Origin of the sequence: uncultured Pseudomonas sp. (genome assembly GCF_913774235.1) — a bacterium.
In the GTDB taxonomy this organism is placed as follows: domain Bacteria; phylum Pseudomonadota; class Gammaproteobacteria; order Pseudomonadales; family Pseudomonadaceae; genus Chryseomonas.
The window spans coordinates 435,030-459,742 of record NZ_CAJYDW010000017.1 but is presented as its reverse complement, the minus strand read 5'-3'; the positions used below and the strand labels follow the sequence as shown (position 1 = coordinate 459,742).

Below are 24,713 nucleotides of genomic sequence, written 5' to 3'. Positions count from 1 at the left end.
TCAGCTCTCGAAGACGGTGACGCGGTGGCACCAACGGTCCTTGTAGTCCCGGTCGGCGCGGCCGAAGGAATAACGCAACGTCTTGCCCAGGGCACGGGCGTCCTGCCAGGCCGCCTGGGTATTCAGATAGGTGAGGACGCTGCCCGGGCTGAGGTCGCTGCAACTGGGCTCGACGCCGCCGTTGACGTACTCGACGCTGAGCCACTCCGGTGCCTCGACCCGATAGAGCACCTGGATGGCCACCGGCCGCTCGCCGAGCATCAGCACCGAGCCGGTCATGAACTCGCGCAGCAGGGCGAACACCTCGGTCAGCCGCGCCTTGCCCGGTACCTCGAAGCCCCAGCGGGCTTCGAACAGTTGGGCATAGATGCGTGCCTGTTCGGCACTGTCCAGCTCGGCCATGGGCAGAGCACGCCCGCCGGCGTCTTCGAAGAGGCGCTGCTCACGACGCTGGTTGTAGCGGAATTTTTTCGACCAGGCCTCCGGCTCACGGAGCATGGCCAGTTCTTCGCTCTGCCGGCGCAGACCGGCGAAACGCTCTTCACACAGTGGCGACAGATAACGGGCTCGCTGGCGCAGAGGTGCAGCAGCGCCCTGGGCAGCGGGCAGGATGATCTCGGCATTGCCCAGGTCGAACAGGGCACGCTGGCGGCGCTTCTTCAGCACCGCGCGGGACAGCGCCAGCTCACGGCCCCAGCAGGGTACCGCCGCCTGCCAGCCCTCTGCGCCGGCCCAGCCCAGGTAGCGCACCGGGATGCCGGCCAGTTCGGCCAGACGGGCAACGACCTCTGGGTGGGTGGCGACACTGCCGCCATAGCGCTGCCAGGTGGCGGCATAGTCGGCGGCGGAAATCGTCGTCCAGCCGCGCTCACGCCAGAAACGCAGTCGGTTCAGCATTCGATCGTCGGCGCCGGCGGCGCGACCTCCTCGAATTGCTTGGCGTGCAGGCGCGCGTAGTAGCCGTTCAGCGCCAGCAGCTCGCTGTGGCTACCACGCTCGACGATGCGGCCATGGTCCATGACCAGGATCAGGTCGGCCTTTTCGATGGTGGAGAGCCGGTGAGCGATCACCAGGGTGGTACGTCCTTGCATGACCCGGTCCAGCGCCGCCTGGATGTGCCGCTCGGATTCGGTGTCCAGGGCCGAGGTGGCCTCGTCGAGGATCAGCAGCGGCGCGTTCTTCAGCAGCGCCCGGGCGATGGCCAGACGCTGGCGCTGACCGCCGGAGAGCAGCACGCCGTTCTCGCCGACCTGGGTGTCGTACTGCTGTGGCAGGCGCTGGATGAACTCGTCGGCATAGGCCGCTTCGGCCGCCGCCTTGACCTGCTCCATGGGCGCCCCGGCCAGATCGCCGTAGGCGATGTTATTGGTGACGCTGTCGTTGAACAGGGTGACGTGCTGGGTCACCAGGGCGATGTGCCGGCGCAGATTGGTCAGGCGATAGTCCTGGATCTCCAAGCCGTCGAGGAGGATCTCGCCCTCTTCGTGCTGGTAGAAGCGCGGGATGAGATTGGCCAGGGTCGACTTGCCGCTGCCCGAGCGACCTACCAGGGCCACCATCTGGCCGGGTTCGGCGACGAAGTCGATGCCTTCCAGTACGGCCTTGTCGGTACCGGGGTAGCGGAAGGTCAGGTTGCGCACCTCCAGGCGACCCTGGACGCGCTCGCGCTCTTCACGGCCATCGTCGCGCTCGGCGGGTTCGTCGAGCTGCTCGAAGATGCTTTCCGCACCGGCCACGCCGCGCTGGATGGTGGAGCTGACCTCGGAAAGCTGGCGGATCGGCTTGGGCAGCAGGCCGGCCATGGTGATGTAGGCCACCAGGTCACCGGCGGAGGCTTCGCCCCGCAGCCAGAGCACCAGGAACATCAGCACCGCCATGGCCGAGTAGATGACCAGTTGCAGCATGGGCGTATAGACCGCGCCGGTCTTGGTCATGGTCAGTTGCTTGTCGGTGTTGGCGATGCTGGAGTCGAGGAAGCGCCGCTGCTCGTAGGTCTCGCCGCCGAAGCTGCGCACCACCCGGTAGCCCTGGATGGCCTCGGAGGTGATGTGGGTGACGTCGCCCATGGCCGACTGGATCTTGCTGCTCTGCTTGCGGAACTTGCGGCTGGCGCTGGTCACCATTAGGGCGATCAGCGGCAGGATGGCGACCATCACCAGGGTCAGCTTCCAGTTCATCCACAGCAGGGAGGCGAACAGGAAGACCACGGTCATGCCCTCGCGGATCACCACCTTGATCGCCTCGGTGGCAGCGCCGGTGACCATTGTGACGTTGAAGGTGATGCGCGAGATCAGGTGCCCCGAGTTATTGGCATCGAAGTAGCGATTGGGCAGACGCAGCATGTGGTTGAACAACGCCACCCGCAGGTCGTGCACCAGCCCCAGGGAAACGCGTGCCAGGAAGTAGTTGCCAAGAAAGGAACCGACACCCTGCCAGGCGGCGATCAGGATGATCATCAGTGGCACCGCTTCGACCAGGTGCAGACCGCCGACGAGGGGCCAGCCCGGAAACATGGAGGCATTGGGGTTGTTCAGGCCGTCGACGAAGTACTTGAGGATGCCCGCCAGCATCGGCTGGGTGGAGGCGAAGATCAGGAAACCGACGATGCTCAGGGCGAACATGCCGATATACGGCCGCACATAGCCGAGCAGGCGGAAATAGATCTTCAGGCTGGAAGTCTGCGCAGGGGAGTCTTGGCTCATGGTCTCGTCGTGACGCAAAAGCGCCATGTTAACACGCACCCGCCGCCGACCCAGCGGCGGGATTTTCCGCTAGGCTTGCCCTCCCCAGCTCCGGAACGTTTGTCATGCCACCGCTGATCGCCAGCTTCGCCGAACTCAAGGACTATTGGCGCCTGGAGGTGCTCGACGCGCCTGGCAAACCGCTGCGGATCAAACGCCTACTACGGCGCGTATCGGCCGGGGAAAGTCCGAGTTTTCTGTTCTGGTATCGCTTGGCGCAGTTCCTCTATTGCCGCCCGCGCGGTCTGCTCAACTATCGCAAGCTGGCCGAGCGCATCAATCGCCGACTGATCCGTCGGCACAACATCGAGATCCTACTGGGCGCGCGCATAGGGCCGGGGCTGCGCCTGCCCCATCGCATGGGTATCTGTGTGTCAAATCTGGCGGTGATCGGGCGTAACGTGATGATCCGCCAGCACACCACCATCGGTATCAAGAGTGACGATCCGGCGCAACTGGTCGGCATCTTCATCGGTGACAACGTCAGCCTCGGCGCCCACGTCTGCATCGTCGGCGATCACCTGACCATCGGCGACAACGTGGTGGTCGGTGCCGGCGCCCTAGTGATGCGCGACATCCCCGCCGACAGTCTCTACTACAGTCGTCACGAAGCGGTGATCCGCCCGCGACCAGGCGTCACGCCCGTGGATGCCGGCCTCTGAAGATGGTCTGCACCATGCGCGGCAGCACGCCGTACAGATAGAGGCGATTGCCCAGCAATTGGCGGACGAGGTAGCGCAGTACCTTGGTGCGCGAGGCGCCTTTGTAGTGCAGGCGCAGCAGCAGGGCGACATAGAATTTCTCGATGTCGCGAAAACGCCGCTGAGCCGGGGTCTCGGCTTCCAGCTCGGACAGCGAATGATCCAGTATCCCGGCGCATAGCAATTCGACCGGCGCTTCCCGGGCCAGCGCCTGGACCCGCAGGAAGAAAGAGACATCGACGCCATAGAGGGCGAATCGCTCGTCGAAGACATCGCCATGGCGGGCGGCGATGCGCTCGGCCAGGCCCTGCGACAGGCACATCCCGGAGCTGATGGTGACGGTGGCCTGAGGTTCCAACGGACCTTCCTCGGTGACCACCTGCTTGTACTGGTGGGGATAGCGGATGGCCCCCGCGCCCAGCACCAGGGGTACCAGTAACTCGGCCTCCCGCCCCAGCGCCGCCAGGTAGCGTCCGTCCACCACAGTGTCCTGATCGAAGATGACCAGCCGTTCGGCGCCCAGGCGTAGTGCCTGGTTGTAGACCCGACTCAGGGGCGGATTGCCGAGGTCTTCCTCGATGAATACCCGGGCCCAGCCCGGGGCGGCCAGCAGTGACTGACGTTCTGCCTCACCCAGAGTCTGGGGACCGTTGTTCCAGATCAGCAGGGCACTGTCCGGCGGTAGGCTGGCGACGGGCAGAGCCAGCAGGCTGCGCAAGGTAGCCGCGTCCACGGGACGCAGGCCATAGAGGACGACGAGAAAGAGCGTTCGCATGTGGAGAGTCCTGAAGGAGTGCCGGCCTAGCCGCGCATCCGCTTGCGCAGGTAATCGAGTGCGGCACTGGCTTCATCGGCCAGGTGGGGACGGGGCAGGTCGTTCGGCCAGATGCCTTCGGCGAACGCCTGGCGGTCACCGCCGCCCAGGCGTTCGCTGAGCGCCCGCTCCCACCAGACGTGGCGGCAGGCGCGGGCATAGCTGTCCTGGGGTGCCAGGCAGCCATAGAGCAGTTTGCGCCCCAGGCTCGCCCGCTGCTTGTCCAGACCGGCCAGTTGCCACTTCACCCGCAATCGAGTCCAGACATCGGGCAACGGCTTGGTCAGGGGCACCTCCTGCCAGTGACGCCGCAACTCGGCCGTGTAGTCCTCGCCATAGCGCTCGAAGAAGTGCGCCAGCATGAAATGCAGAAAGCGCTTTTCCGCGTAGTAGTGGCGGATGGCACCCCGCGCCTCGGTGATGGACAGGTCCGCCAGGTTGAACGACAGGGCGATCTGCTCCAGGGTATGGACTTCGTCGTCGTGCCCCTGCCAGTCGTCGATCAGGCTGATCGCCTGCTCGACCCGCGCCTGGTGGCTGCGCGCCAGCCCGCAGACCCCGCTGTTGTAGAGGCGGGTGTCTTCGGCCGGCTCCTGACGCCGCTCGGCCAACGCAGCGGCGAAGCGGGCGAATTCGGGACGGGCGCGCGCCTTGCGCCAGCGCCACTCTTCGACGTCCATCACTCCACGCTGCTCATCGATACCGTCGAACAGAGGCGAAAGCGGCGCCTGAACCACGGTATCGCTGTCGAGGAACAGCGTCTTGTCCGCCCGCGGCAACGCCCAGGCGATGGCGCAGGCCTTGCTGCGATGCAGGTAGCCGTGCTGCCCCTGCCACGCCTGGAGCGTCGCACCGTCGATGGGCAGCAGTTCCACCGGCCAGCCCTGATAGTCCTGCGGCCGATCGGTCACGACGCGGATGGCGATGTCTTGCTGCTGCCGCCAGTGCAGGGCGCTGAGCAGGCTGAACTTGAGTTCCTGCCGATAGACTTGAGCGCCGCCGTAGACGAAGTACAGCAGCTGACGAGTTGGACGCATGTAAGGGTGCCGGCAAAAATCTGATTCTACCAACAAGCGCGTGGATAGGTCGTAGGGCTTCACAGCCTGCCACCTTCGGGTAACATGCACGCCCTGACGTTGACGGGTCCTGCATGAAGCCTCTCGAACATTCGCGCTATCTCGAACTGCGCGACGCCGCCCAGGTGGTGGAAGCCGATCATCATGGCGACAAGGTCCTGCGCCTCACCGACGGCAGCTACCTCAAGCTGTTCCGCCGCAAGCGGCTGCTGACCTCGGCCGCGCTGTTCCCCTATGCCCAGCGCTTCGCCGACAACGCTCGCCAGCTAGCCGAGCGCGGCATTCCCTGTCCGCAGGTGCTGGAGGTCTATCGCGCCGCCTCGCTGCAGCGCGACGTGGTCCACTACAGCCCGCTACCCGGCCAGACGCTGCGCCAGTTGCGTGAGTCGGCGCAGGCAGAGGAGTTGCGCCCGGCGCTGGGGCACTTCATCGCCGGCCTGCACGACAGTGGCGTCTACTTCCGCTCTCTGCATCTGGGCAACGTGGTGCTGACGCCCGAGGGCCGTCTGGGCCTGATCGACATCGCCGATCTGCGTTGCCACGCCCGCCGCCTGCCGCTGCGCCTGCGGGTGCGCAACTTCCATCACCTGCTGCGTTATAGCGAAGACCGTGACTGGCTGTTCCAGCCCGGCCGCGAACCCTTCCTGCGCGCCTACGCCGAGGCCTGTCGCCAGCCCTTGGACTGGCGCGACCTCGAACGCCAACTACAAGACTAGACCGGCAGCGCCTGGCCCAACGCCAGCTTGCGCCGCCGCTGCACCTCGGCACCGGCGATCATCGCCGCCGGCAACAACACCAGCGGCCACAACTCGTCCGGATTGCCGATCAGCTTGGCGCCGTCGAAGTTGAGCATCAGCAGGGCCACCGCCAAATACAGCCCCCAGGGATCGCGGTGGCGCAGCGCGGCGCCCAGGGTCGCCAGCATCAGCACGCCGAAGATCAGCAGCGACACCAGCCCGGTATAGATACCCAGGGAGACGAAGATGTTGTGCGGATGCTGGATGGCTTCAGTGCCGTGCAGCAGATCGTGACTCTGGTAACCCAGGCCGCAGCCCAGCCACCAACCGCAGCCTTCCCAATCCTTGACCATGAAGTGGAACAGCTCTATGCGCCCGGAATCGGCACGCCCCCAGAAAGACACGAACCAGGCCTCGGTATGCACGACCTGAATGACCCCGGCGATCAGGGCACTGACCAGGACGACGAAAGCCAGGGTCCGCAGCGGAAAGCGTGGGAAGGCGAAGAGCACGCCGAGGGCGGCGAGAAAGCCTATGCCCACCAGGCCGGTACGGGTCTGCAGAGCGAAGGAAATACCGACGATGGCGATCACCACCGCAGCCAGCAACTCGCCCCAGCGCCGCTCGCGAATCCAGGTAGGGGCGGCGAGACCACCCAGGCAGACCAGCCAGATGCTCACGTAGATCGGATTGGAGATCCGCCCCGGGAGATGAACCACCCGCTGGCCAACGGCATAGTGGCCGGTGAGCCAGAAGACCAGGCTGGAGCCCACCGCATAGGCACAGACGATCCAGAAGGCGAGGCGCACCAGACCCGGTCGACGGAAAAAGTCGCCATCCACCAGGCAGGCCACGATCAACACGAACAGCAGCACATAGAGGATGTGCTTGAAGAACATCCCCTCCTCCGCCCACGCGCCCGGCACGATGAACCAGGCGAGGAACACCAACCAGAGCAGCAACAGCGGCGAGCGCCAGTCGATCAGGCGCGGGCGCAGCACGAAGAGGATCAGCGCCGGCAGGGCGATGGTCGCGTAGTAGAAGCTGTTGATCCACTTCGCAACGGGAATGCACAGATAGGCAGCCATGAACACCAGCACCGCCAGGGTGAAGTAACGGCTGTGCTGCAGACGATCGAGCAGGGGTGTCACCACAACAGGGCTCCCAGGAGTGCACCGACCAGGAAGGCCAATGCCAGTTTGATGCGCTCCATGCGCCGACGCTTCTGTTTGTCCTGGCGATCCTTGTCGCTGACCACGTGCTGACCGAAACCGGTATGCAGGACGGCGTCGTTTTCCAGGATCAACGCATAGCGGTTTTCATCGGCATAACGCCGGGAGAGCTCCTTTTCACCGCTCAGCTCGCCATAGGGGGCGTGCAGGAGATAGTCGGCGCGCCGACGCAGACCGGGATTGAAGGAAAAGCCCTGCCATTCGGGCTTGTGCGAGCCGACTTCGTAAAAGGCGATGCCGGCGTGCACCTGCCGCGGCTTGAGATAGACGTAGGGGCTATGGATCGCCAGGTCATGGGCATGGCTGCGCAGCCAGACCTGCAACGCCTGGGGATCGGCCTCCAGCAGTGCCTGGGAATCCTCGATGAAGCGAGGGCGATAGAAGGCCCAATCGTCTTCGCAATGGAAGATCCAGGCCGTTTCGACCCGCGCGTAGGCGGCGTCGACGCTTTTCATCTGGCCAAGCTTGGGATTGTTGACGATGAAGTCGGTGTGCTCGCGCCAGTGTGCGGGGATGCAGTCGCGGACGCGCTCATCACCGGAATCCTCGGTGATGAATACCCGGCGAATGGGGGCGGTGTTGAATTCGTCGAAGGTCGCCAGCGTCTGCGTGAGCAGCTCGAAGCGGCCGCAGCTGGTGACGACCAGGGAAATGTCGCTGTCGGCGGAAAACTGCACGTTCTACCCTTTCTGCCAGGTGAGTCGAAAGCCGGGCCCAGGGCGGCGCATCAGCGTCCCAGCCTGGCCAACAGGCGTTGCAGGAACCCCGGCGCGACCGCCGGCCGCAGCGCTGGGGTTATAGCCGAAACCACGCGTTCACCCAAGTGGCCGAAGGCGAAAGAGTGACGCGCCAGAGCCTCTCCGGCGCGAGCAATGGCTGCGGCGCGCGCGGGATCGGCGCGCAGTGCGGCGAGTTTTTCCCGCAATTCGTCCAGCGAGCGATAGAGCACCACGTTGACGCCATCCACGAAACCCAACGCCTGGTTCTCCTCGTCACCCTGGTCATAGGTGAAGAGCAGGCAGCCGCAAGCCATGGCCTCGAAGTTCTTGATCATGTATTCGCCCATGCCGACGTCGGCGCCGACGAAGAAGCGAATGCGATTGAGCGTCTGCAGGTATTCCTCGCCCGAGCGGGTCTTGGTGATCAGCAGCGGCTCGACCTTGGCCAGGTCTTCCAGCAGCTGCTTGCGCCCGCTGTAGGCCACGCTGCCCAGGCTGCCGACGAAGCCCAGCTCGATGTCACGCTCGATACCCAGGTCACGCAGGCGGCTGTCGTCGTAGCCCTTGGGCACGAAGACGGCGTCCACCCCCTCCTCCTGCAGCCGCCGCGCCACGCCGGCGCCGGAGACCAGCACCCGGATGTGGGGGATGGCCCGGTAGTAGCGGCTGAATTTGCCGGTGTACTTGCAGGGGATGAAGTTCTGGTAGGCGTCGTGCTCCAGCTCGACCAGATTGGGTAGGCTGCGGATGAAGGCGATCTGCTTGAGCTGCTTCTTGAAACGCAGAAACAGCAGGATGCGATCGTATTGCTCGGGCTGGGGTACGGCGCGGCGGAAATAGCCGCGCAGGTCGGCCTGCTCTTCGTCGCTCAGCCAGCGCAGGTCGCAGTCGCACTGGGCGGCGATGCTGGCATAGAAGTGGTCCAGCAGGATGCGTTGTTCCTTCTGGACCAGGAACAGGACTTTCACGGCGCCGGGGCCTTGAAGGCGGCGACCATGGGCAGGCGCCAGAACTCGCGGCGTACCGCCTCGTCGGAGAAGCGTTCGGCCAGGCGTTCACGCATGTGCTGGACGCAGGCACGCTTCTGGCTCGGCGCCAGGCGGCCGAGGTGCTGCAGGCCCTGGCCCAGGGCCTCGGCGTCGCCCAGGGGGAAGAGGAAGCCCACCCCTTCGACGATCTCCCGGGCGCCGCCGCAGGCGGTGGCGATCAGGGGCACGCCGGCGGCCATGGCCTCCAACAGCACCATGCCGAAGGGCTCTTGGTCGGAACTCAGGGCGAAGACGTCGAACGCCTTGAAATAGCGCCGGGCGCCTTCAACCTGGCCGAGGAACAGCACCCGGTCGGCGATGTTCAGCTCGCGGGCCAGATCCTTGAGGCCCTCTTCCAGGCGGCCCTTGCCGAGGATCGCCAGCAGGGCGTCGTTCGGCAGGGTCGGCAAGGCGGCCGCGAAGCCGCGCAGCAGGGTGGCCTGGTCCTTGTCCGGATGCAGACGCCCGACGTTGCCGACGATCCAGGCGTCATGGGGCAGCTTGAGTTCGGCACGGGCCTGGTCGGCCGGCAAGAGTTCGCGCTCCACCGCCTCGACGTCCAGGCGATTGTAGAGGGTCTCGATGCGCTCGGCCGGCCAGTCCTTGAGGCGCTGGCGGAGCTCATCGCGCACCGCATCGGACACGGCGAGCAGGCTCAGGCGTTTGCTCATCAGCTTGGCGAACAGCCGCCGGCCGAGCCGGTCGTAGTCGCCGAAGGCATGGTGGACGCCGATCACCGGCAGGTTGGTGGCCAGACAGGCGATCCAGATCGGCTTGAAGCGATGGGCGATGATGAAGCGGATGCCCCGCGAGCGGACGATCTCGCGCAGCGCCTGGATGGCGCCGAGCTTGAGGCCGCGCACGTCCCGTGAGGAATACTCCAGGAACAGCACCTCGTCGCTGCCGCAACCGGCCGCCACCTCGGCATCGGCGGTGCCGGTGAGAAAGACCGTGGTGACGCGATAGCCGCTGCCCGCGAAGAGGCTGGCGGTCTGGCGGGCGCAGTCGAGGAAGGGACCGTCGTAGCCGTGACAGAACTGCAGCACCCGCGGTTCGGCGGAACGCGTCATAGGCCAGCCCCCTCCTTGACCACCAGGATGTCTTCCATGATCAGGTACTGCAGATCCGAGCCGAAGAACATGTTCAGGGCGTCGGTGGGCGAGCAGACCATGGGCTCGCCGCGGCGGTTGAGCGAGGTGTTGAGCGAGACACCGTTGCCGGTGAGCTTTTCCAGCTCGACCATGAGGTCGTACCAGCGCGGATTGTGCCGGCGTTCCAGCACCTGGGCGCGGGAGGTGCCGTCTTCATGGACCACCTCGGGTACCCGGCTCTTCCACTCCTCGTTGACCTCGAAGGTAAAGGTCATGAAGGGCGAGGGATGATCGACCTTGAGCATCTGCGGTGCCACGGTGTCGAGCATGGAGGGGCAGAACGGCCGCCAGCGCTCGCGGAACTTGATCTGGGCATTGATGCGATCGGCCACGCCCGGCACGCTGGGGCAGCCGATGATGGAGCGACCGCCGAGGGCGCGCGGACCGAACTCCAGGCGCCCCTGGAACCAGGCCACCGGATTGCCGGCCACCATGATCTCGGCGATGCGCTGGGGCATGTTGTCGATCCGCTCCCACTTGGGTGCGTTGGGATGGCGGGCGCAGGCGGCGATGACATCTTCGTTGCTGTAGCCGGGGCCTAGATAGACGTGCTCCATCTTCTCCACCGGCACACCGCGGGCATGGGAGACGTAGGCGGCAGCGCCGACCGCGGTGCCGGCATCGCCCGAGGCGGGCTGGACGAACAGCTCCTTGACCTCGGGACGGGCGATGATCTTCTGGTTGAGCTTGACGTTGAGCGCGCAGCCGCCGGCGAAGGCGATCTTGCCGGTCTCGCGGATGATGTCGCCCAGGTAGTAGTCCATCATCTCCAGCGCCAGGCGTTCGAACAGCGCCTGCATGCTGGCAGCGTAGTGGATGTAGGGATCGTCGGCGATGTCGCCTTCGCGCTTGGGCCCCAGCCACTCGATGAGCTTGGGCGAGAAGTAATAGCCCTTGCCCTTTTCCTTGTAGCGGCGGAAGCCGATGACGTTGGCGTAGTCGGTGTTGATGATCAGCTCGCCGTTCTCGAATTTCGCCAGGCGCGAGAAATCGTACTTGCTGGCATCGCCATAGGGCGCCATGCCCATGACCTTGAATTCGCCGTCGAGCATCTCGAAGCCGAGGAATTCGGTGAGGGCGCCATAGAGGCCACCCAGGGAGTCCGGGTCGTAGAACTCCTTGATCTTGTGGATCTTGCCGTTCTCGCCGTAGCCGAAGAAGGTGGTGGCGTACTCACCTTTGCCGTCGATGCCGAGGATGGCGGTCTTTTCGCTGAAGCCGGAGCAGTGATAGGCACTGGAGGCGTGAGCCAGGTGGTGCTCGACGGCTTCCAGCTTGACCTTCTTCAGGTCGAAGCCCAGTTGCACCAGGCACCATTCGATACGCTTCTGATAACGGTGGTAGCGGCGATTGCCGAACAGGATGGCGTCCAAGGCGCGATCCGGGGCGTAGGCGTAGCGCTTGGCGTAGTGCCAGCGGGCTTCGCCGAACAGGCTGATGGGCGCATAGGGAATGGCCACCACGTCGACGTCGGCGGGGGTGATCCCGGCCTGCTCCAGGCAGAACTTGGCCGCCTCGTAGGGCATGCGGTTCTTGGCATGCTTGTCGCGCACGAAGCGTTCTTCTTCCACCGCGGCGATCAGCTTGCCGTCGATGTAGAGCGCGGCGGAGGGATCGTGGCTGAGGGCGCCGGACAGGCCAAGGACGGTCAGGGACACAGGTAAAGCCTCTGTACAGGGCGAAGTCAGGGGAGTTCGCTGGGGTTTCGCGAGGCCGCTGCAAGCCCGCCTCGCCTCAAAAACGGCGAATTATAGCCGTTCACCGCCGCCGGGGGTAATCGCGCCACGGCACATTGTGGCCAGACAGCTCAGAGGGAAAGGCAGAAACGACGAAGCCCGTCGGATCGCTCCGGCGGGCTTCGCGGGATCAGCGCCTGGAAATCAGCGCTTGTCGGGCAAGGCGTAGGCGATCACGTAGTCACCGCGATCCGGCGACTGGCGGGCACCGCCGGCGCTGATCACCACGTACTGCTTGCCGGTCTTGGGCGAGACATAGGTGATGGGCGTGCCCTGGCTGCCCACTGGCAGGCGTGCGCGCCAGATCTCGCGCCCGGTGCCGCTGTCGTAGGCACGCAGGTAGTAGTCCTGGGTGCCGGCGAAGAACAGCAGGCCGGACTGCGTCGCCAGGGAACCGCCGAGGGTGGGCATGCCGATGGGGATCGGCAGGTGCATCTTGATACCCAGGGGACCGGTGTCCTCCACGGTACCCACCGGCACCTGCCAGGCGACCTTGCGGGTCTTGAGGTCGATGGCGGTCATGGTGCCGTAGGGCGGTGCCTGGCAGGGAATGCCCAGCGGCGAGAGGAAGCGGTTACGCAGCGAGCCGTAGGGCGTGCCGGTCTGGGAGGCGGCACCCATCTCGACGCCACCGGCCTTGTCGCTCTCCATCTGGGCGCGCGGGATCAGTCGCGTCCACAGGCCCAGGCGCATGTCGTTGACGAACAGATAGCCAGTGGTGGGATCGATGGAGTTGCTGCCCCAGTTCATGCCACCCAGGGAGCCGGGCCATTGCAGGGAGACGTCGGTGCTGGGGGCGGTGAACAGGCCGTCATAGCGCATCTTCTTGAACTGGATGCGGCAGAGCAACTGGTCATAGGGGGTGGCGCCCCACATGGCCGACTCGGTGAGGGTCTCGGTGCCGATCGAGGGCAGGCCGACGGAGACTGGCTGGGTCGGGGAATGACGCTCGCCATCCACGGCAGGCACCGGCGCCTTGACCGGCTGCTCGCGCACTTCGGCGATGGGCTGGCCGGTCTCGCGATTGAGCAGGAAGACCTGGCCGGCCTTGGTGGTCTGGATCAGCCCCGGCAGGGTCCCGCCCTGCCCGTCCGGCACGTCGACCAGGGTCGGCTGCGACGGCAGGTCGTAGTCCCAGAGGTCATGGTGGACGGTCTGGTAGACCCAGCGCTCCTGACCGGTCTTGGCGTCCAGGGCGACCACCGCGGAGTTGTACTTGTCGTCATCCGGGGTACGCTCGCCGCCCCAGGCATCGGGGGTGGTATTACCCGTCGGCAGGTAGATCAGCCCGAGCTTGGCGTCATAGGCCATGGAGGTCCAGACGTTGGGCGTGGCGCGATGGTATTCGTTGCCCGGTTGCAGCGGCGTCGACGGCGACGCGCCGCCCAGGTCCCAGAACCAGACGCGCTTGCCGGTGTGGACATCGTAGGCGCGGATCACGCCGCTGGGCTCGTTGACCGCGATGTTGTCGGCCACCCGACCGCCGACCACGATGAGGTCACCCGCCACCAGCGGTGCGGCGGTCAGGGTGTAGAAGCCCGGCTTGACCTCGCCCATGCCGACCTTGAGGTCGACCATGCCATTGTCGCCGAAGTCGGCGCAGGGCTTGCCGGTGTCGGCGTCGAGGGCGAACAGCCGGGCGTCGATGGTGGTGGTGAGGATACGTCTCTGGCAGACGGCCGCCGGCTGGGCGGGAGTGGCCGATGCCTCGGCGCTGGCCTGGGCGGCAGGGGCGTCCTCGTAGTAGCCCACCCCGCGGCAGCGCTGCCAGTTGGGCGCGGTGGCCTTGGGATCGAAGGACCAGCGCTTGGCACCAGTGTCGGCGTCCAGGGCGAACACCTGGTTGTGCGCGGTACAGAGATAGACGCTATTGCCGACCTGCAGCGGCGTCACCTGGTCCTCGGCGCCGAAACCGTTGCTCTGGGGCACGTCGCCGGTACGGAAGGTCCAGGCGACCTGCAAGTCGCCGACGTTGGCCTTGGTGATCTGGTCCAGGGCGGCGAACCGAGTCCCGGCAGTAGTGTTGCCCCAACTCCGCCAATCCTTCTGGGCGGTCTCGGGCGTCACCGGGGTGATGGCCGGCGTGGTGGTGGCAGTCACCAGCGGCTGCGGTTTGAACATCCAGGCGAAGCCCGTCGCGCAAGCCACCGCCAGCAGACCGGCCAGCACGTAGCCGCCCTTGCCGGCCACGCCGCCACGGCTGCGCACCAGCGCCGGATAGGCCAGGGCCACCACCGCGCCGATGGCACCGAACATCAGCAGCCGCGACACCAGCGGCCAGAACACCAGGCCGACATCGGCCAGGGCCCAGATCAGGGTCGCCAGGAGGAACAGACCGTACAGCCAGGCGCCCAGGGGCCGCCGTGCAGCGATCAGGCCACCGGCCAGGGTCATCAAGGCGCCACCGAGGACAAAATAAAGGCTGCCGCCGAGGGTCGCGAGGTAGAGACCTCCGCCGCCCAGCGCCAGGCCCAGCAGCGCGATCAGTACGCCCAAGGCGGATACCAGGAATTTGCAGGCGCTCGAGGCGCCGCCGTTGCCACTCATCGTTGTCTCCTTGAAATACATGCACGCCAGAAGCCCGCCGTTGGCGGGTTCGTCTAATAGGGATCTCGTTCTCGTTATGGAAGCCGGGCGTAACGTAAGGGTCGGTCGCCCTGGCTGGCCCCTCAGGCTGCGGCATTTTGCCACAAAGGTAGCCAGCTAATTAACTAGTCAGTTCATTCTCGAGCGAAACGGGTCGATTATCGAACGGAGCCGTTCAGGCCGGCGGCAGGCGCTCGTCAAGCAGACGGTGCAGGGCGCTGCCAACCGGCCAGTTGCGCAGCAGCCGGGCACGGTCGCGGGCATAGGCGCTGGCGTAGGCGCGGTCGCTGTCATAGGCCTGCAGGGCGTCGAGATCGATCACCAGCCAGCGGCCGTCGTGCCAGAGCAGATTGGTGCCCTTGAAGTCGCCATGGCCGAGGCGCTCGCGGCGCAGGGCCTCGACCAGTGCCAGCAGGGCGTCCAGTTCTGCTGCGGGCGGCGCGGAATCGACATAGGGCGCGAAACGCTCCAGCAGATTGGGACCTTCGACGAAGGGCGTCACCAAATAGGCGCGTCCGCGCAGGCCGAGGAAGCGCCGCTCGCGCACGGCCAAGGGCTCGGGGGTGGGAATGCCAAGGAACAGCAGTCGATGCCCTTCGCGCCAGCTGTGCCAGGCCCGGCTCGGTCGCCAGAAGCGCGTCAGCCAGTGGCCGAAGCCCTTGATGTTGTATCTCTTGAGCACCAGGTCATGGCCCTGCCATTGCACCCGCGCTACGGTGGCGGCACCGCCGTCCTTGAAGGTCGGCAGGCCAGCCAGGGCGGCGTCGGGATCGACGATCAGGCCCTCCAGCGCGGCCAGCCAGCGGCGCCGAATGGCGATCAGGCCGAAGGCGCTACGGGTAACGGCGAACAGGGTGCACTCGCGGCCGCTCTTCTTCAGGTAGTCGGCCAGGCGCCAACGACGGATCTCGGCGGTGCGCGCCAGCAGGGCGTCGAGGCGCAGGGCGTGCTCGGCGTTGACCAGCAGGTAGTGGATCAACAACTCTTCCAGCTGGGCATCCAAGGCCGCCGGCAACTGGGCGAAGAACACCGCCAGGTTTTCCTGTACCCGTGCCTGGGACAGCGGCCGGCCGATGCTCTCGGCCTGGATGTCCGCGGCATCTATCACCAGGACGGTCCCGTCCTTGACCAGCAGATTGTCCAGATGCAGATCAGCCTGCCAGAGGCCCTGAGCGTGCAGCCGCGCTAGGGTGGCGAGGGCGGCGCCGAGCAATTCGTCCTGCGCGGGCGACAAGAGTGGCTCGGTGGCCACCTGCTGCCAGAGCTGGTCGACGCTGGGCGCCGCCTCGATGAAGTCGAACAGTAGCCAGGCGCCCTGCCCGTCTGCCTCGCCGCTCTCCAAGAGTGCCGGGGTCGGGGCCGCGGCAGCCGCCAGCAGCGCGCAGCCCTCACGCTCCCGAGCGAATTGGCGGGCAGCGCGTTCGCCTACCAGCAGCTTGGCCAGCACCCGCCGTCCTTGCCAGAGGGCCTCGCCGACGTAGCGCTGGCCGGGCAGCACCCGCAGCAGCGACAGCAATTCCAACTCGCCGGTGGGCAGTTCGATTCCGAGCGGCAGCGTCGGGGCGCGGCCGGCCTTGGCCAGTTGTTCCAGGGTCATGCCTTGCGTTCCTTGTGCCGACGCCGCCCGGCCAGGCGGCGCGTCCAGTCGCGCACCGCCGCGCTATTCAGCGGTTGCTCCAGATAGCTCGCCAGCAGTTGGGCGACGTCCTGCTCGCTCCATTGCGGCGCACGGCGCAGCAAGGGTTCGAGATCGCGCAGGCGATCGCGCCGACCGAACAGCAGCGGCCGGGTCTTTTCCAGATCGATCAGCCGCGCGACCAGTCCCTCGCCCTGGCGCTGCAGGAACAGGTGCTTGGGATAGAAGCAGCCGTGCAGCTGGCCGGCACCGTGTAGCTGGCGAGCCAGCTCACCGACGGCGACCAGCACCGCCTGGCGCTCGTCCGGCGCCAGGTGCGTCCAGACCCGCAGCCAGCTGTCGAGGTCGCGCCAATCGTCCAGGGCGCGGGTCAGCAGGATGGCGCGCCAGCCCTGGTCGTCACGGCGCTCGCCGTAGAAAGCCAGCTCGAGCGCCGGAACGCCCAGCTCGGCGTAGCGCCGGATGTTGCGGCTTTCGCGAGCAAAGGTCGGTTCGCCGAGCGGGCGGGCCAGGGTACGGGTCAGGTAGTCGCGCTGGCGCTTGAGGTAGTAGCCATGGCCGGCTACGTCCAGGCGAAACACCTGGCTGAAGCCGCCCCGCCCCTGGTTGGGCTCGTCCACCGCGGTCAGCTCCAGCGCCCACAGCGCTTCGAAGCTGTCCAGGCCCTGGCCGGCCAGCACGGCCCGATCCTCGGCCGCCCACACCTCGTTCATTCCCGCCCCTTGAAGTAGTCCAGCACCTCGCGGATGCGCCCCTTGTCGTTATCGCTGAGGCGCGTGCGCCCGCGGTACTGCAGATAGAACCTGAGCCGCTGAGTGCGCGACAGCTGGTACTTGGCCACCTTGTCCAGGCAGGCCAGGTCCTTGACGATGCGCCAGCGCAGCCAGTGGCCGACCCAGAAGGCGCCGGCCGGGCAATCGATGAAATAGAGCACGCCCTGGCCATCCACCAGTAGGTTGCGCCACTTCAGATCGTTGTGGACGAAATGATGGTCGTGGAGGGTACGGGTCGCTGCCGCCAACTGGCGGCTGACGTTGTCCACCCAGACCCGGTCGCGTAGCCGCGGATCTTCGCGCCGCGCCAGTTCGGCGAGGTCCAGGGTGTCGGGAATCTCGCGGGTGATCATGGCGCCGCGGGTGAAGCCCCGCGGCGAGCGCTCCATCCCCCAGGCCACCACCGGCGCCGTGGCGATGCCCCACTTGGCGAAGCGCTTGAGATTCTGCCACTCGGCCTTGACCCGCGGCCGCCCGACGTAGCGCCGCAACCCCTTGCCGGCACCGTGGTAACGCTTGACGTAGTAGCGGATACCGTCGCGCTCGATGCGGATCACCTCCGACAGCGGATCGCTGGTCAGGCGTTCACCCTCGAGGGCGAACACCGCTTCGAGGGTGGCGAACTCGGGAAGATGGGCGACGCTGGAATCGATCCGCCAGTCAGCCATCAGAGTAGATCCCCGTAGCGCTCCTTGCGCTCCAACAGCGCGGCGGCTTTGCGCTCCAGGCGCGCCAACAGCGGTGCCTCGTCGCGCAGGATCTCGCGCAGCGGCCGCTGGAAGTAGCCGCGCAGGAAGCGCAGGAAGTCGCGCCGCGTCAGGCCGATGCCCAGGGCGGAGAAATACAGCCCGGCCAGGTCCTTGTCGCGCCAGCGCCGGGGTACCTGGGCACGGCACTGGGCGCGGTGCAGGTCGATCAGCCACATCCGCAGATTGGCCACGGTGACCGGCTGGGCGGTATCGAGCAGGAAATGGCAGATATAGCAGTCGCGATGGTTGACGCCGGCCCGGTGCATGGCGCCGGTCATGCGCGCCACCTCGGCGATCAGTGCCCGCTTGAGTGCCGGCTCCGGCGGCTGACGGACCCAGTCGAGACTGAAGTCTTCGAGACTGACGGTGGGTGCCAGCTCCTCGGTGATGATGAAGGAGTGCTGGGTCGCCGGATTGGCGCCGCGCTCGCCGAAGGCCACCGCGGTCATGGTCGGCACGCCGACCTGATGCAGCCGCTCGATGGCCTGCCATTCCTGGCGTGCGCCCAGCACCGGCTGCTTGGCCTGCAGCAGATTCTTGGCGATCTCGCCCCAGCCGATACCACGGTGGATCTTGACGAAATAGCCGCGCCCGGCCACCTCGGTGCGCAGGGTGCGGCGTCCGTCCAGTTCACGGTAGACCTGGCCCTGCAGCGCCTCCACGGCGACGAAGGGGTCCTGGCCGGCCCAGAGGCTGGCGAAGGGCTCGCGCAATTCCAGGGTCATGCCACCCCCAGGATGACGTCGGCGGCACGTTCGGGCAGCGAGTAGAGATCGGCGCTGTCGGCGAAGGCCAGGCCATTGCGACCCTGCACCGCGCGGCGCTCGGGATCGGCCAGCAACTCGGCGAGCATCAGATCCAGGGTCTCCTGGGCGAAGGGCGACGGTACCACTTCGCCGGCGCGTGCCTCGTCGATGTAGTGGGCATAGCCGCAGACGTCGGTGACCAGCACCGGCAGCCCGGCGACCAGCGCCTCCAGCAGCACGGTGCCGGTGTTCTCGTTGTAGGCCGGGTGGATCAGCAGGTCGGCGCCGAGCAGGAAGCGCGGGATGTCGCTGCGCCCCTTGAGGATCTGCACCCGGTCGCTCACGCCCAGGGCCTTGGCTTGCAGGATGAACGGCTTGGGATCGTCCTGGCCGATGGCGAACAGCCGGGTGCGCCTACGCAATTCCTTGGGCAAAGAGGCCAGGGCGCGCAGGCTGCGATCCAGCCCCTTGGTCTTGAAGCCGGAGCCGATCTGCACCAGGAGCAGTTCGCCCTCCTCCAGCCCGAATTCGCGGCGGAAGTCGGCACGGATCTCGGCGGCATTGGCCGGCGCCCGGCGATCGGCGGCGATACCCGGCGGCAGGAGGTGGAAGCGCGGCGCCGGTGTCCCGTAATGCTTGACGAACAGAGGCTGCTGCACCTCGGAGATCATCAGGATCTCGGTGCGCGATTCGGGAGCGAACACCGCCCGCTCGTATTCGGCGAAATGGCGATAGCGGCCCCATTGGCGATACAGCGGATTGCGCAGGGTCTGGGCCTTGTCCTCGAAGCAGGGATCGGCGGCGTAGTAGACGTCCAGCCCGGGCATCTTGTTGAAGCCGATCACCCGATCCACCGGATCGCGGGCCAGATCGGCCTGCAACCAGGCGTGGAATTTCTCGTTGCGTCTGTGATTGAACAGGGCGCTGACCTTGGCTACCCGCACATCGAAGCCCTCCGGCACCGGGCCTTCCCAGATCAGGGTATAGACGCGGATGGTATGGCCACGGCGCTGGCACTCCTGGGCGATGCGCAGGAAATCCCGCTGCAGGCCGCCAAAGGGAAAGTACTTGTAGAGCACGAAAGCCAGGGTCATGCGGGGAGGTCTTCCAACAGCAGGGTTTCCAGTTCCAGTTCGACGCGCTTCGGGGTCAGGGCGGCCAGGCTCGCGGCCGGCTGGTCACGCGGCTCGTCGGTGCCGTCCAGGCCCACGGCGCTCAGGTGTACCTGGGAGCGGCCATAGGCACCGACCTTCTTCGGACTGGTCGGGCCATAGAGGGAGACGGTGGGTACATCCAGGGCGGCGGCCAGATGCCCGAGGCCGGTGTCCACCGCCACGCAGGCGCGGGCGCCGGCCAGCACCTTGGCCACCCCGGCCAGATTCAGCCGCGGCAGCACCTGGACGCCGTCGAGACCGTCGGCGATGCGTTCGGCGCGGGCATGCTCCGCCTCGTTGCCCCACAGCAGTCGCACCGGCCAGTCCAACTGGCTCATGCGCTCGGCCAGCTCGCGCCAGTGCGCCTCGGGCCAGTGCTTGCTGACCCAGGTGGTGCCATGCAAAAAGACCACATAGGGCGTCTCGTTGGGCCCGGCCAGGCGCTGCCGGTCCAGGCCGTAATCACCCACGCCCGCCGGCAGCGGATAATCCAGCGCCTGGGCGAACAGCTGGCGTACCCGCTCCAAGGCATGCTGCCCCTTGGCGACGTGGTAACGCTCGTCGTAGAAGCGGCTGGCCAGCGGCTCGCGGGCCGATGTGCGGTCGAGACCAGCCACCGGCGCGTCCGCGTAGCGGGTCAGCCAGGCGCTCTTGAGCAGGCCCTGGGCATCGATCACCCGGTCGTAGCGCTGCTCGCGCACGCGATCCTTGAATTCGCCCCACTCGCCACTGGCCCAGGCGGAAAAGGGTTGCTTGCGCCAACGGCGCAGCGCCACCGGGATCACCTGCCCTACGGCCGGGTGCCAGGCGGGGATCTCGGCGAAGCCCTCCTCCACCACCCAGTCGAAGCAGATACCCGGGATGGCCCGGGCCGCATCGGTCAGCGCCGGCAGGGTATGGATGACGTCGCCCAGGGACGAGGTCTTGACTACTAGCACGCGCATCTAGCCCACCTCGACCGGATCGGCGACCAGGCGGCCGAGCGCCTCCTGCACCTGGCTCGGCTGCAGCAGGCGCAGGCAGTCGTAGTGACCGAAGCGACAGGTGCGGTCGAAACAGGGACTGCACTCCAACCCCAGCCGTACCACCTCGACCTGGCTCGCCAGCGGCGGCGTGAAGCCAGGCGAGGTGGAGCCGTAGACCGCCACCAGCGGGCGGTCCAGGGCGGCGGCCACATGCATCAGCCCGGAATCGTTACTGATCACTGCGCTCGCGCAAGACAACAGGTCGATGGCTTCGGCCAGGGAGGTTCGCCCGGCGAGGTTGTAGACGTCGTCGTCCAGACCGGGGGTGACCCACTCGCGAATCTCTTCCCCGCCGGAGGCGTCCTTCTGCGAGCCGAACAGCCAGACCTGCCAGCCCTGGCGCAGCCGGGCATCGGCCACCTTAGCGTAGTGCCCAGCCGGCCAGCGCTTGGCCTCGCCGAACTCGGCGCCCGGACAGAGCGCCAGCACCGGGCGGTCCAGGGTGAGGCCGAAACGCTCCAGGGCGGCGTCGCGGCTGGCCGGATCGATGGCCAGCCGCGGCTCGGGATAGGGTTTGGGCAAGTCGGCACCCGGCGCATAGGCCAGGGCCATGAAGCGCTCGATCATCAACGGATAGCGCGCCTTGTCCAGGGTGCGGATATCGTTGAGCAGGCCGAATCTCAGCTCGCCCCGCCAGCCGGTGCGCTTGGGAATGCCGGCGAAATAAGGCACCAGCGCCGATTTCAGCGAATTGGGCAGGAGGATCGCCTGGTCGTAGCGACCACGCAGCTGCTGGCCGATGCGCCGCCGCGTGGCCAGTTCCAGGGCGCCATGGCCGAGGGGGAAGCTCAGGGCCTCACGCACTTCGGGCATGCGCTCGAGCAGCGGGCGACTCCACTCGGGGGCGAGGACGTCGATCTGGCAGTCGGGATGCTGGCGCTTGAGGCAGACGAAGAGGGTCTGCGCCATCACCATGTCGCCGACCCAACTGGGTCCGATGATCAGAATATTCATGCTCGAAGGCGTCGGCACCTAGCGGCCAGCCGGCTCCGGCACGACCAGGCCGTGCCTGATCGAAAGGTCCCGCTCGGACATCGACATCTTGCCTCTCCTTACTGATGGCGGCCTAAAGAGTAGCCGGATTGCCGGACGCCATGTCCAGTCCCAGCGCGTGCCAGATGCGGCGCACCTCGTCGCGCTCGGCGAGGAAGCCATCGGCCGGCACCTTGCCCGGTTGCTTCTGCAGCACCAGGCGGTGCAGCGCGGCGCGATAGACCTTGTAGACCTCGCGCAGGGCGATGGCGTCCGTGGCCGGTAGCAGACCGACCGCCTCGAGGGATTCCAGGATGCGGATATTGTCGGGAAAACGCAGCAATTCGGGATGCTGCCACGACCAGGCCAGAACGGCGTATTGGACCATAAATTCGATATCGACGATACCGCCGGCATCCTGCTTGAGGTCGAACCTCTGGGTCGCCGCCCGCGCATTGGCGCCCAGCCCACCGGCGGTCGCCGAGGTCCCCAGGTTGTCGAGCATCTTGGCCCGCATGCCTGCCACGTCGGCCTGCAACGCCGGCAACTCCCGCTGCTGCGCCAGCACCGCGGCCCGCACGGCGGCGAAACGCTCGCCCAGCCGCGGACAGCCGGCGACCACCCGGGCGCGCACCAGCGCCTGGTGCTCCCAGGTCCAGGCCTCACTGCGCTGGTAGCGCTCGAAGGCCTCCAGGGAGCTGACCAGCAGCCCCGCCGCGCCGGACGGCCGCAGCCGCATGTCCACCTCGTAGAGGGTGCCCACCGGGGTGGTGGTGGTGAGCAGGTGGATGAGGCGTTGGCCCAGGCGATTGAAGAACTGGGCACCATCCACCGGCTTGGCACCATCGGTCTCGGCCTGGGGATCGGCGTCATGGATGAATACCAGATCGAGATCCGAGCCATGGCCGAGTTCGATGCCGCCGACCTTGCCGTAGCCGACGATGATGAAATCCGGCTGGCAGAGCGAACCATCGCGCCGCTGCGGCGTGCCGTGCCGCTGCACCAGTTGGCGCCAGGCCAGGGCGAACACCTCTTCGAGAATCACCTCGGCCAGCCAGGTGAGGTAGTCGCTGACCTTCATCAGCGGCAGACTGCCGGCGATCTCGGCCGCTGCCACCCGCAGGCTATGGGCGCGCTTGAAGTGGCGCAGCACGTCCATCTGTTGTTCCAGGTCTTCCTCGGGCAGCCGCATGAGGCGCTCGCGCAATTCGGCGGCCAGCTCCGGCTTCTGCGGCGGATGGTAGAGCCGCCCCTCGTTGAGCAGCTCGTCGAGCAGTGCCGGATAACGGGCGATCTGCTCGGCCACCCAGGCGCTGGCGCCGCACAGCTCCAGCAGCCGCGCCAGGGCTGGTGGATTCTCGCTCAGCAGCACCAGGTAGGCGGAGCGTCGTGCCACCGCCTCCACCAGCGGCAGCACCCGCTCCAGCGCCCGGTCAGGCTGCTCGTCGGCGCTGACCGCGTCCAGCAAGCGCGGCATGAAGGCATCCAGGCGTTCGCGCCCGGCGCGCTGCATGGCGCGTACCTGACCACTGGCGCGTAGGCTGGCCAGCAATTCCAGCGCCTGCTCCGGCGCCTGGAAGCCCGCCTCGCGCAGCCGCGCCAGAGCCTCCTCGGGGTCGAGCAGGTCTTCCCACAGCGGCAACCAGCTGTCTTCCAGCTCGGCGCTCTGGGTCTCCTCCTCTGGATCAGCGATGGTCTGCTGGAAATGCCAGTCGACACGCGTACGCCAGCCATCGAGCGCCGCATTGAATTCTTCCCAGTCGGCGTAGCCCATGAGGAAAGCCACCCGCGCCCGGCCTAGGGGATCCACCGGCAGGGTCTGGGTCTGCTGGTCGGCGACGGCCTGCAGCCCATGCTCGACATAGCGCAGGAAGCAGTAGCCCTCGCGCAATTCGGCCTCGGCCGCTGCCGGCAGATAGCCACGCTCACGCAGACTGGTCAGCACCTTGAGCAGTGGCCGCTGCTGCAGCGCCGGGTCACGCCCACCATGGATCAGCTGGTAGGCCTGGGCGATGAATTCCACCTCACGGATGCCGCCCGCGCCCAGCTTGACGTTGTCGGTCATGCCGCGCCGCCGCACCTCCTGGCGGATCAGCTGCTTCATGCTGCGCAGCGCCTCGATGGCGGAGAAATCCAGGTAGCGGCGATAGACGAAGGGCCGCAACAGGGTCAGCAGCTCGGCGCCACTGGCCTGGTCGCCACCGACCACCCGCGCCTTGATCATGGCGTAGCGTTCCCAGTCACGGCCCTGGTCCTGGTAATAGAGCTCCATGGCGGCGAAGCTGAGCACCAGGGCACCGGCGCTGCCGTAGGGTCGCAGGCGCATGTCGACACGGAACACGAAGCCATCCACCGTGGTGGCGTCCAGCGCCTTGATCAGACGCTGCCCGAGGCGGGTGAAGAACTCCTGATTGTCCTGCTCGCGCCGCGCGCCATGCGTTTCCCCCGCCTCGCCATAGGCGAAGATCAGATCGATGTCGGACGACAGGTTCAGCTCACCCGCGCCCAGCTTGCCCATGCCCAGCACCACCAGCTGTTGCGGCTGGCCGCTATGGCGGCCGGTCGGCACGCCGAACTGGGCACACTGCTGGGCGTACAACCAGGCACAGGCCTGGTCGATGCAGGCATCGGCCAGGTCGCTCAGGTCACGACAGGTTTCCACCAGGTCGGCCTGGCGGGTCAGGTCGCGCCAGACGATGCGCACCTGCTGCAACATGCGAAAGCGTCGCAGGCGCCGTCCCAGCTCCGCCTCGTCCGGGCAGTCCGCTAAAGCCTCGCGCAAACGCTGCGCCATCTCGCCCGGCGCCAGCGCCCGGTGCAGCAACCCGCTGTCGAGCAAGGCCAGGCAGGGCCCTGGCAAGCGGCAGAACTGCTCGACGATGAAATCACTGACGGCGGCCACCCGGCGCCACTCCTCGCGGACCTGCGCGGACCAGCCGGCCTGCTGGGCGGCAGCGGTCGGATCGGCGGCCAGGGCATCGGCCAGGCGACGATCGGCGAGTTCGGCGGCTACGACCAGAGTCGAAGGCAGTTCGTCACGAAGGGGCGGTATCATGGGCAGTCCTGCGCAGGGACGGTCGAACCTCGCCAAGTCCGCCAGAAGCCTCCATTCAGGCACATTCCGACGGACCACCTGG

Annotated in this window: 20 protein-coding genes; 2 read left to right on the top strand and 18 right to left on the bottom strand. The window is 66.8% G+C overall.

Going from position 1 to position 24,713, the window contains the following annotated elements; genetic code table 11:
- Both QZ471_RS19165 and msbA read right to left on the bottom strand, forming a co-directional pair.
- A complete protein-coding gene (locus QZ471_RS19165; protein WP_295466715.1) occupies nt 1-897 on the bottom strand; it encodes a GNAT family N-acetyltransferase in 897 nt (298 codons plus the stop codon).
- Nucleotides 891-2,702: a lipid A export permease/ATP-binding protein MsbA gene (msbA, locus tag QZ471_RS19160; protein ID WP_295466713.1), complete on the bottom strand. Its 1,812-nt coding sequence runs from the start codon at nt 2,700-2,702 to the stop codon at nt 891-893. The genes QZ471_RS19165 and msbA overlap by 7 nt, the downstream gene beginning before the upstream one ends.
- Nucleotides 2,703-2,806: 104 nt before the next feature.
- Between msbA and QZ471_RS19155 the strand changes: the two genes are divergently transcribed.
- Nucleotides 2,807-3,403: a serine acetyltransferase gene (locus QZ471_RS19155; RefSeq protein WP_295466711.1), complete on the top strand. Its 597-nt coding sequence runs from the start codon at nt 2,807-2,809 to the stop codon at nt 3,401-3,403.
- On the opposite strand, the gene QZ471_RS19150 is transcribed toward QZ471_RS19155, so the two are convergent.
- Both QZ471_RS19150 and QZ471_RS19145 read right to left on the bottom strand, forming a co-directional pair.
- On the bottom strand, nt 3,378-4,217 hold the full coding sequence (locus tag QZ471_RS19150) for a hypothetical protein (RefSeq protein ID WP_295466709.1): 840 nt from the start codon (nt 4,215-4,217) through the stop codon (nt 3,378-3,380). The two genes, QZ471_RS19155 and QZ471_RS19150, sit on opposite strands and share 26 nt — an antisense overlap.
- 26 nt (nt 4,218-4,243) lie before the next feature.
- On the bottom strand, nt 4,244-5,293 hold the full coding sequence (locus tag QZ471_RS19145) for a hypothetical protein (RefSeq protein WP_295466707.1): 1,050 nt from the start codon (nt 5,291-5,293) through the stop codon (nt 4,244-4,246).
- A gap of 113 nt (nt 5,294-5,406) precedes the next feature.
- Between QZ471_RS19145 and QZ471_RS19140 the strand changes: the two genes are divergently transcribed.
- Complete coding sequence (locus tag QZ471_RS19140; RefSeq protein WP_295466705.1) at nt 5,407-6,048, top strand: lipopolysaccharide kinase InaA family protein; 642 nt, start codon at nt 5,407-5,409, stop codon at nt 6,046-6,048.
- Here QZ471_RS19140 and QZ471_RS19135 read toward each other — a convergent pair.
- The 14 genes from QZ471_RS19135 to glnE all read right to left on the bottom strand — a co-directional run bounded on the left by QZ471_RS19135 (nt 6,045) and on the right by glnE (nt 24,631).
- Nucleotides 6,045-7,223: an O-antigen ligase domain-containing protein gene (locus QZ471_RS19135; RefSeq protein WP_295466703.1), complete on the bottom strand. Its 1,179-nt coding sequence runs from the start codon at nt 7,221-7,223 to the stop codon at nt 6,045-6,047. The genes QZ471_RS19140 and QZ471_RS19135 overlap by 4 nt on opposite strands.
- The gene (locus QZ471_RS19130; RefSeq protein ID WP_295466702.1) at nt 7,217-7,978 is read right to left on the bottom strand and encodes a glycosyltransferase family 2 protein; all 762 of its coding nucleotides are present in this window, start codon (nt 7,976-7,978) and stop codon (nt 7,217-7,219) included. The genes QZ471_RS19135 and QZ471_RS19130 overlap by 7 nt, the downstream gene beginning before the upstream one ends.
- Before the next feature lie 50 nt (nt 7,979-8,028).
- Nucleotides 8,029-8,988, bottom strand: coding sequence for a glycosyltransferase (locus QZ471_RS19125; protein WP_295466700.1), 960 nt, complete (start codon nt 8,986-8,988; stop codon nt 8,029-8,031).
- On the bottom strand, nt 8,985-10,118 hold the full coding sequence (locus QZ471_RS19120; protein ID WP_295466698.1) for a glycosyltransferase: 1,134 nt from the start codon (nt 10,116-10,118) through the stop codon (nt 8,985-8,987). Before QZ471_RS19120 ends, QZ471_RS19125 begins: the two co-directional genes overlap by 4 nt.
- Complete coding sequence (locus QZ471_RS19115; RefSeq protein WP_295466696.1) at nt 10,115-11,857, bottom strand: carbamoyltransferase; 1,743 nt, start codon at nt 11,855-11,857, stop codon at nt 10,115-10,117. The genes QZ471_RS19120 and QZ471_RS19115 overlap by 4 nt, the downstream gene beginning before the upstream one ends.
- Before the next feature lie 222 nt (nt 11,858-12,079).
- On the bottom strand, nt 12,080-14,482 hold the full coding sequence (locus QZ471_RS19110; protein WP_295466695.1) for a membrane-bound PQQ-dependent dehydrogenase, glucose/quinate/shikimate family: 2,403 nt from the start codon (nt 14,480-14,482) through the stop codon (nt 12,080-12,082).
- A gap of 214 nt (nt 14,483-14,696) precedes the next feature.
- Nucleotides 14,697-16,118: a lipopolysaccharide kinase InaA family protein gene (locus tag QZ471_RS19105; protein ID WP_295466694.1), complete on the bottom strand. Its 1,422-nt coding sequence runs from the start codon at nt 16,116-16,118 to the stop codon at nt 14,697-14,699.
- Nucleotides 16,115-16,870 (bottom strand): lipopolysaccharide kinase InaA family protein, encoded by a 756-nt coding sequence (locus tag QZ471_RS19100; RefSeq protein ID WP_295466693.1) that lies wholly within the window; start codon nt 16,868-16,870, stop codon nt 16,115-16,117. Before QZ471_RS19100 ends, QZ471_RS19105 begins: the two co-directional genes overlap by 4 nt.
- Complete coding sequence (locus QZ471_RS19095; protein ID WP_295466692.1) at nt 16,867-17,598, bottom strand: lipopolysaccharide kinase InaA family protein; 732 nt, start codon at nt 17,596-17,598, stop codon at nt 16,867-16,869. The genes QZ471_RS19100 and QZ471_RS19095 overlap by 4 nt, the downstream gene beginning before the upstream one ends.
- Entirely contained in the window at nt 17,598-18,404 is an 807-nt protein-coding gene (gene rfaP, locus QZ471_RS19090) for a lipopolysaccharide core heptose(I) kinase RfaP (protein ID WP_295466691.1), read from the bottom strand. Before rfaP ends, QZ471_RS19095 begins: the two co-directional genes overlap by 1 nt.
- On the bottom strand, nt 18,401-19,519 hold the full coding sequence (locus QZ471_RS19085; RefSeq protein WP_295466690.1) for a glycosyltransferase family 4 protein: 1,119 nt from the start codon (nt 19,517-19,519) through the stop codon (nt 18,401-18,403). The genes rfaP and QZ471_RS19085 overlap by 4 nt, the downstream gene beginning before the upstream one ends.
- Complete coding sequence (gene waaC / locus QZ471_RS19080; protein WP_295466689.1) at nt 19,516-20,523, bottom strand: lipopolysaccharide heptosyltransferase I; 1,008 nt, start codon at nt 20,521-20,523, stop codon at nt 19,516-19,518. Before waaC ends, QZ471_RS19085 begins: the two co-directional genes overlap by 4 nt.
- Complete coding sequence (gene waaF, locus QZ471_RS19075; protein ID WP_295466688.1) at nt 20,524-21,558, bottom strand: lipopolysaccharide heptosyltransferase II; 1,035 nt, start codon at nt 21,556-21,558, stop codon at nt 20,524-20,526.
- A 112-nt stretch (nt 21,559-21,670) separates the two neighbouring features.
- The gene (gene glnE / locus QZ471_RS19070; RefSeq protein WP_295466687.1) at nt 21,671-24,631 is read right to left on the bottom strand and encodes a bifunctional [glutamate--ammonia ligase]-adenylyl-L-tyrosine phosphorylase/[glutamate--ammonia-ligase] adenylyltransferase; all 2,961 of its coding nucleotides are present in this window, start codon (nt 24,629-24,631) and stop codon (nt 21,671-21,673) included.
- Between the last annotated feature and the right edge of the window lie 82 nt (nt 24,632-24,713).

Excerpts from the sequence above, each read along its gene's own strand:
- QZ471_RS19165 (WP_295466715.1), bottom strand. The coding sequence starts at position 897 with ATGCTGAACCGACTGCGTTTCTGGCGTGAGCGCGGCTGGACGACGATT.
- msbA (WP_295466713.1), bottom strand. The coding sequence starts at position 2,702 with ATGAGCCAAGACTCCCCTGCGCAGACTTCCAGCCTGAAGATCTATTTC.
- QZ471_RS19155 (WP_295466711.1), top strand. The coding sequence starts at position 2,807 with ATGCCACCGCTGATCGCCAGCTTCGCCGAACTCAAGGACTATTGGCGC.
- QZ471_RS19150 (WP_295466709.1), bottom strand. The coding sequence starts at position 4,217 with ATGCGAACGCTCTTTCTCGTCGTCCTCTATGGCCTGCGTCCCGTGGAC.
- QZ471_RS19145 (WP_295466707.1), bottom strand. The coding sequence starts at position 5,293 with ATGCGTCCAACTCGTCAGCTGCTGTACTTCGTCTACGGCGGCGCTCAA.
- QZ471_RS19140 (WP_295466705.1), top strand. The coding sequence starts at position 5,407 with ATGAAGCCTCTCGAACATTCGCGCTATCTCGAACTGCGCGACGCCGCC.
- QZ471_RS19120 (WP_295466698.1), bottom strand. The coding sequence starts at position 10,118 with ATGACGCGTTCCGCCGAACCGCGGGTGCTGCAGTTCTGTCACGGCTAC.
- QZ471_RS19110 (WP_295466695.1), bottom strand. The coding sequence starts at position 14,482 with ATGAGTGGCAACGGCGGCGCCTCGAGCGCCTGCAAATTCCTGGTATCC.
- QZ471_RS19105 (WP_295466694.1), bottom strand. The coding sequence starts at position 16,118 with ATGACCCTGGAACAACTGGCCAAGGCCGGCCGCGCCCCGACGCTGCCG.
- QZ471_RS19100 (WP_295466693.1), bottom strand. The coding sequence starts at position 16,870 with ATGAACGAGGTGTGGGCGGCCGAGGATCGGGCCGTGCTGGCCGGCCAG.
- QZ471_RS19095 (WP_295466692.1), bottom strand. The coding sequence starts at position 17,598 with ATGGCTGACTGGCGGATCGATTCCAGCGTCGCCCATCTTCCCGAGTTC.
- rfaP (WP_295466691.1), bottom strand. The coding sequence starts at position 18,404 with ATGACCCTGGAATTGCGCGAGCCCTTCGCCAGCCTCTGGGCCGGCCAG.
- QZ471_RS19085 (WP_295466690.1), bottom strand. The coding sequence starts at position 19,519 with ATGACCCTGGCTTTCGTGCTCTACAAGTACTTTCCCTTTGGCGGCCTG.
- waaC (WP_295466689.1), bottom strand. The coding sequence starts at position 20,523 with ATGCGCGTGCTAGTAGTCAAGACCTCGTCCCTGGGCGACGTCATCCAT.
- waaF (WP_295466688.1), bottom strand. The coding sequence starts at position 21,558 with ATGAATATTCTGATCATCGGACCCAGTTGGGTCGGCGACATGGTGATG.
- glnE (WP_295466687.1), bottom strand. The coding sequence starts at position 24,631 with ATGATACCGCCCCTTCGTGACGAACTGCCTTCGACTCTGGTCGTAGCC.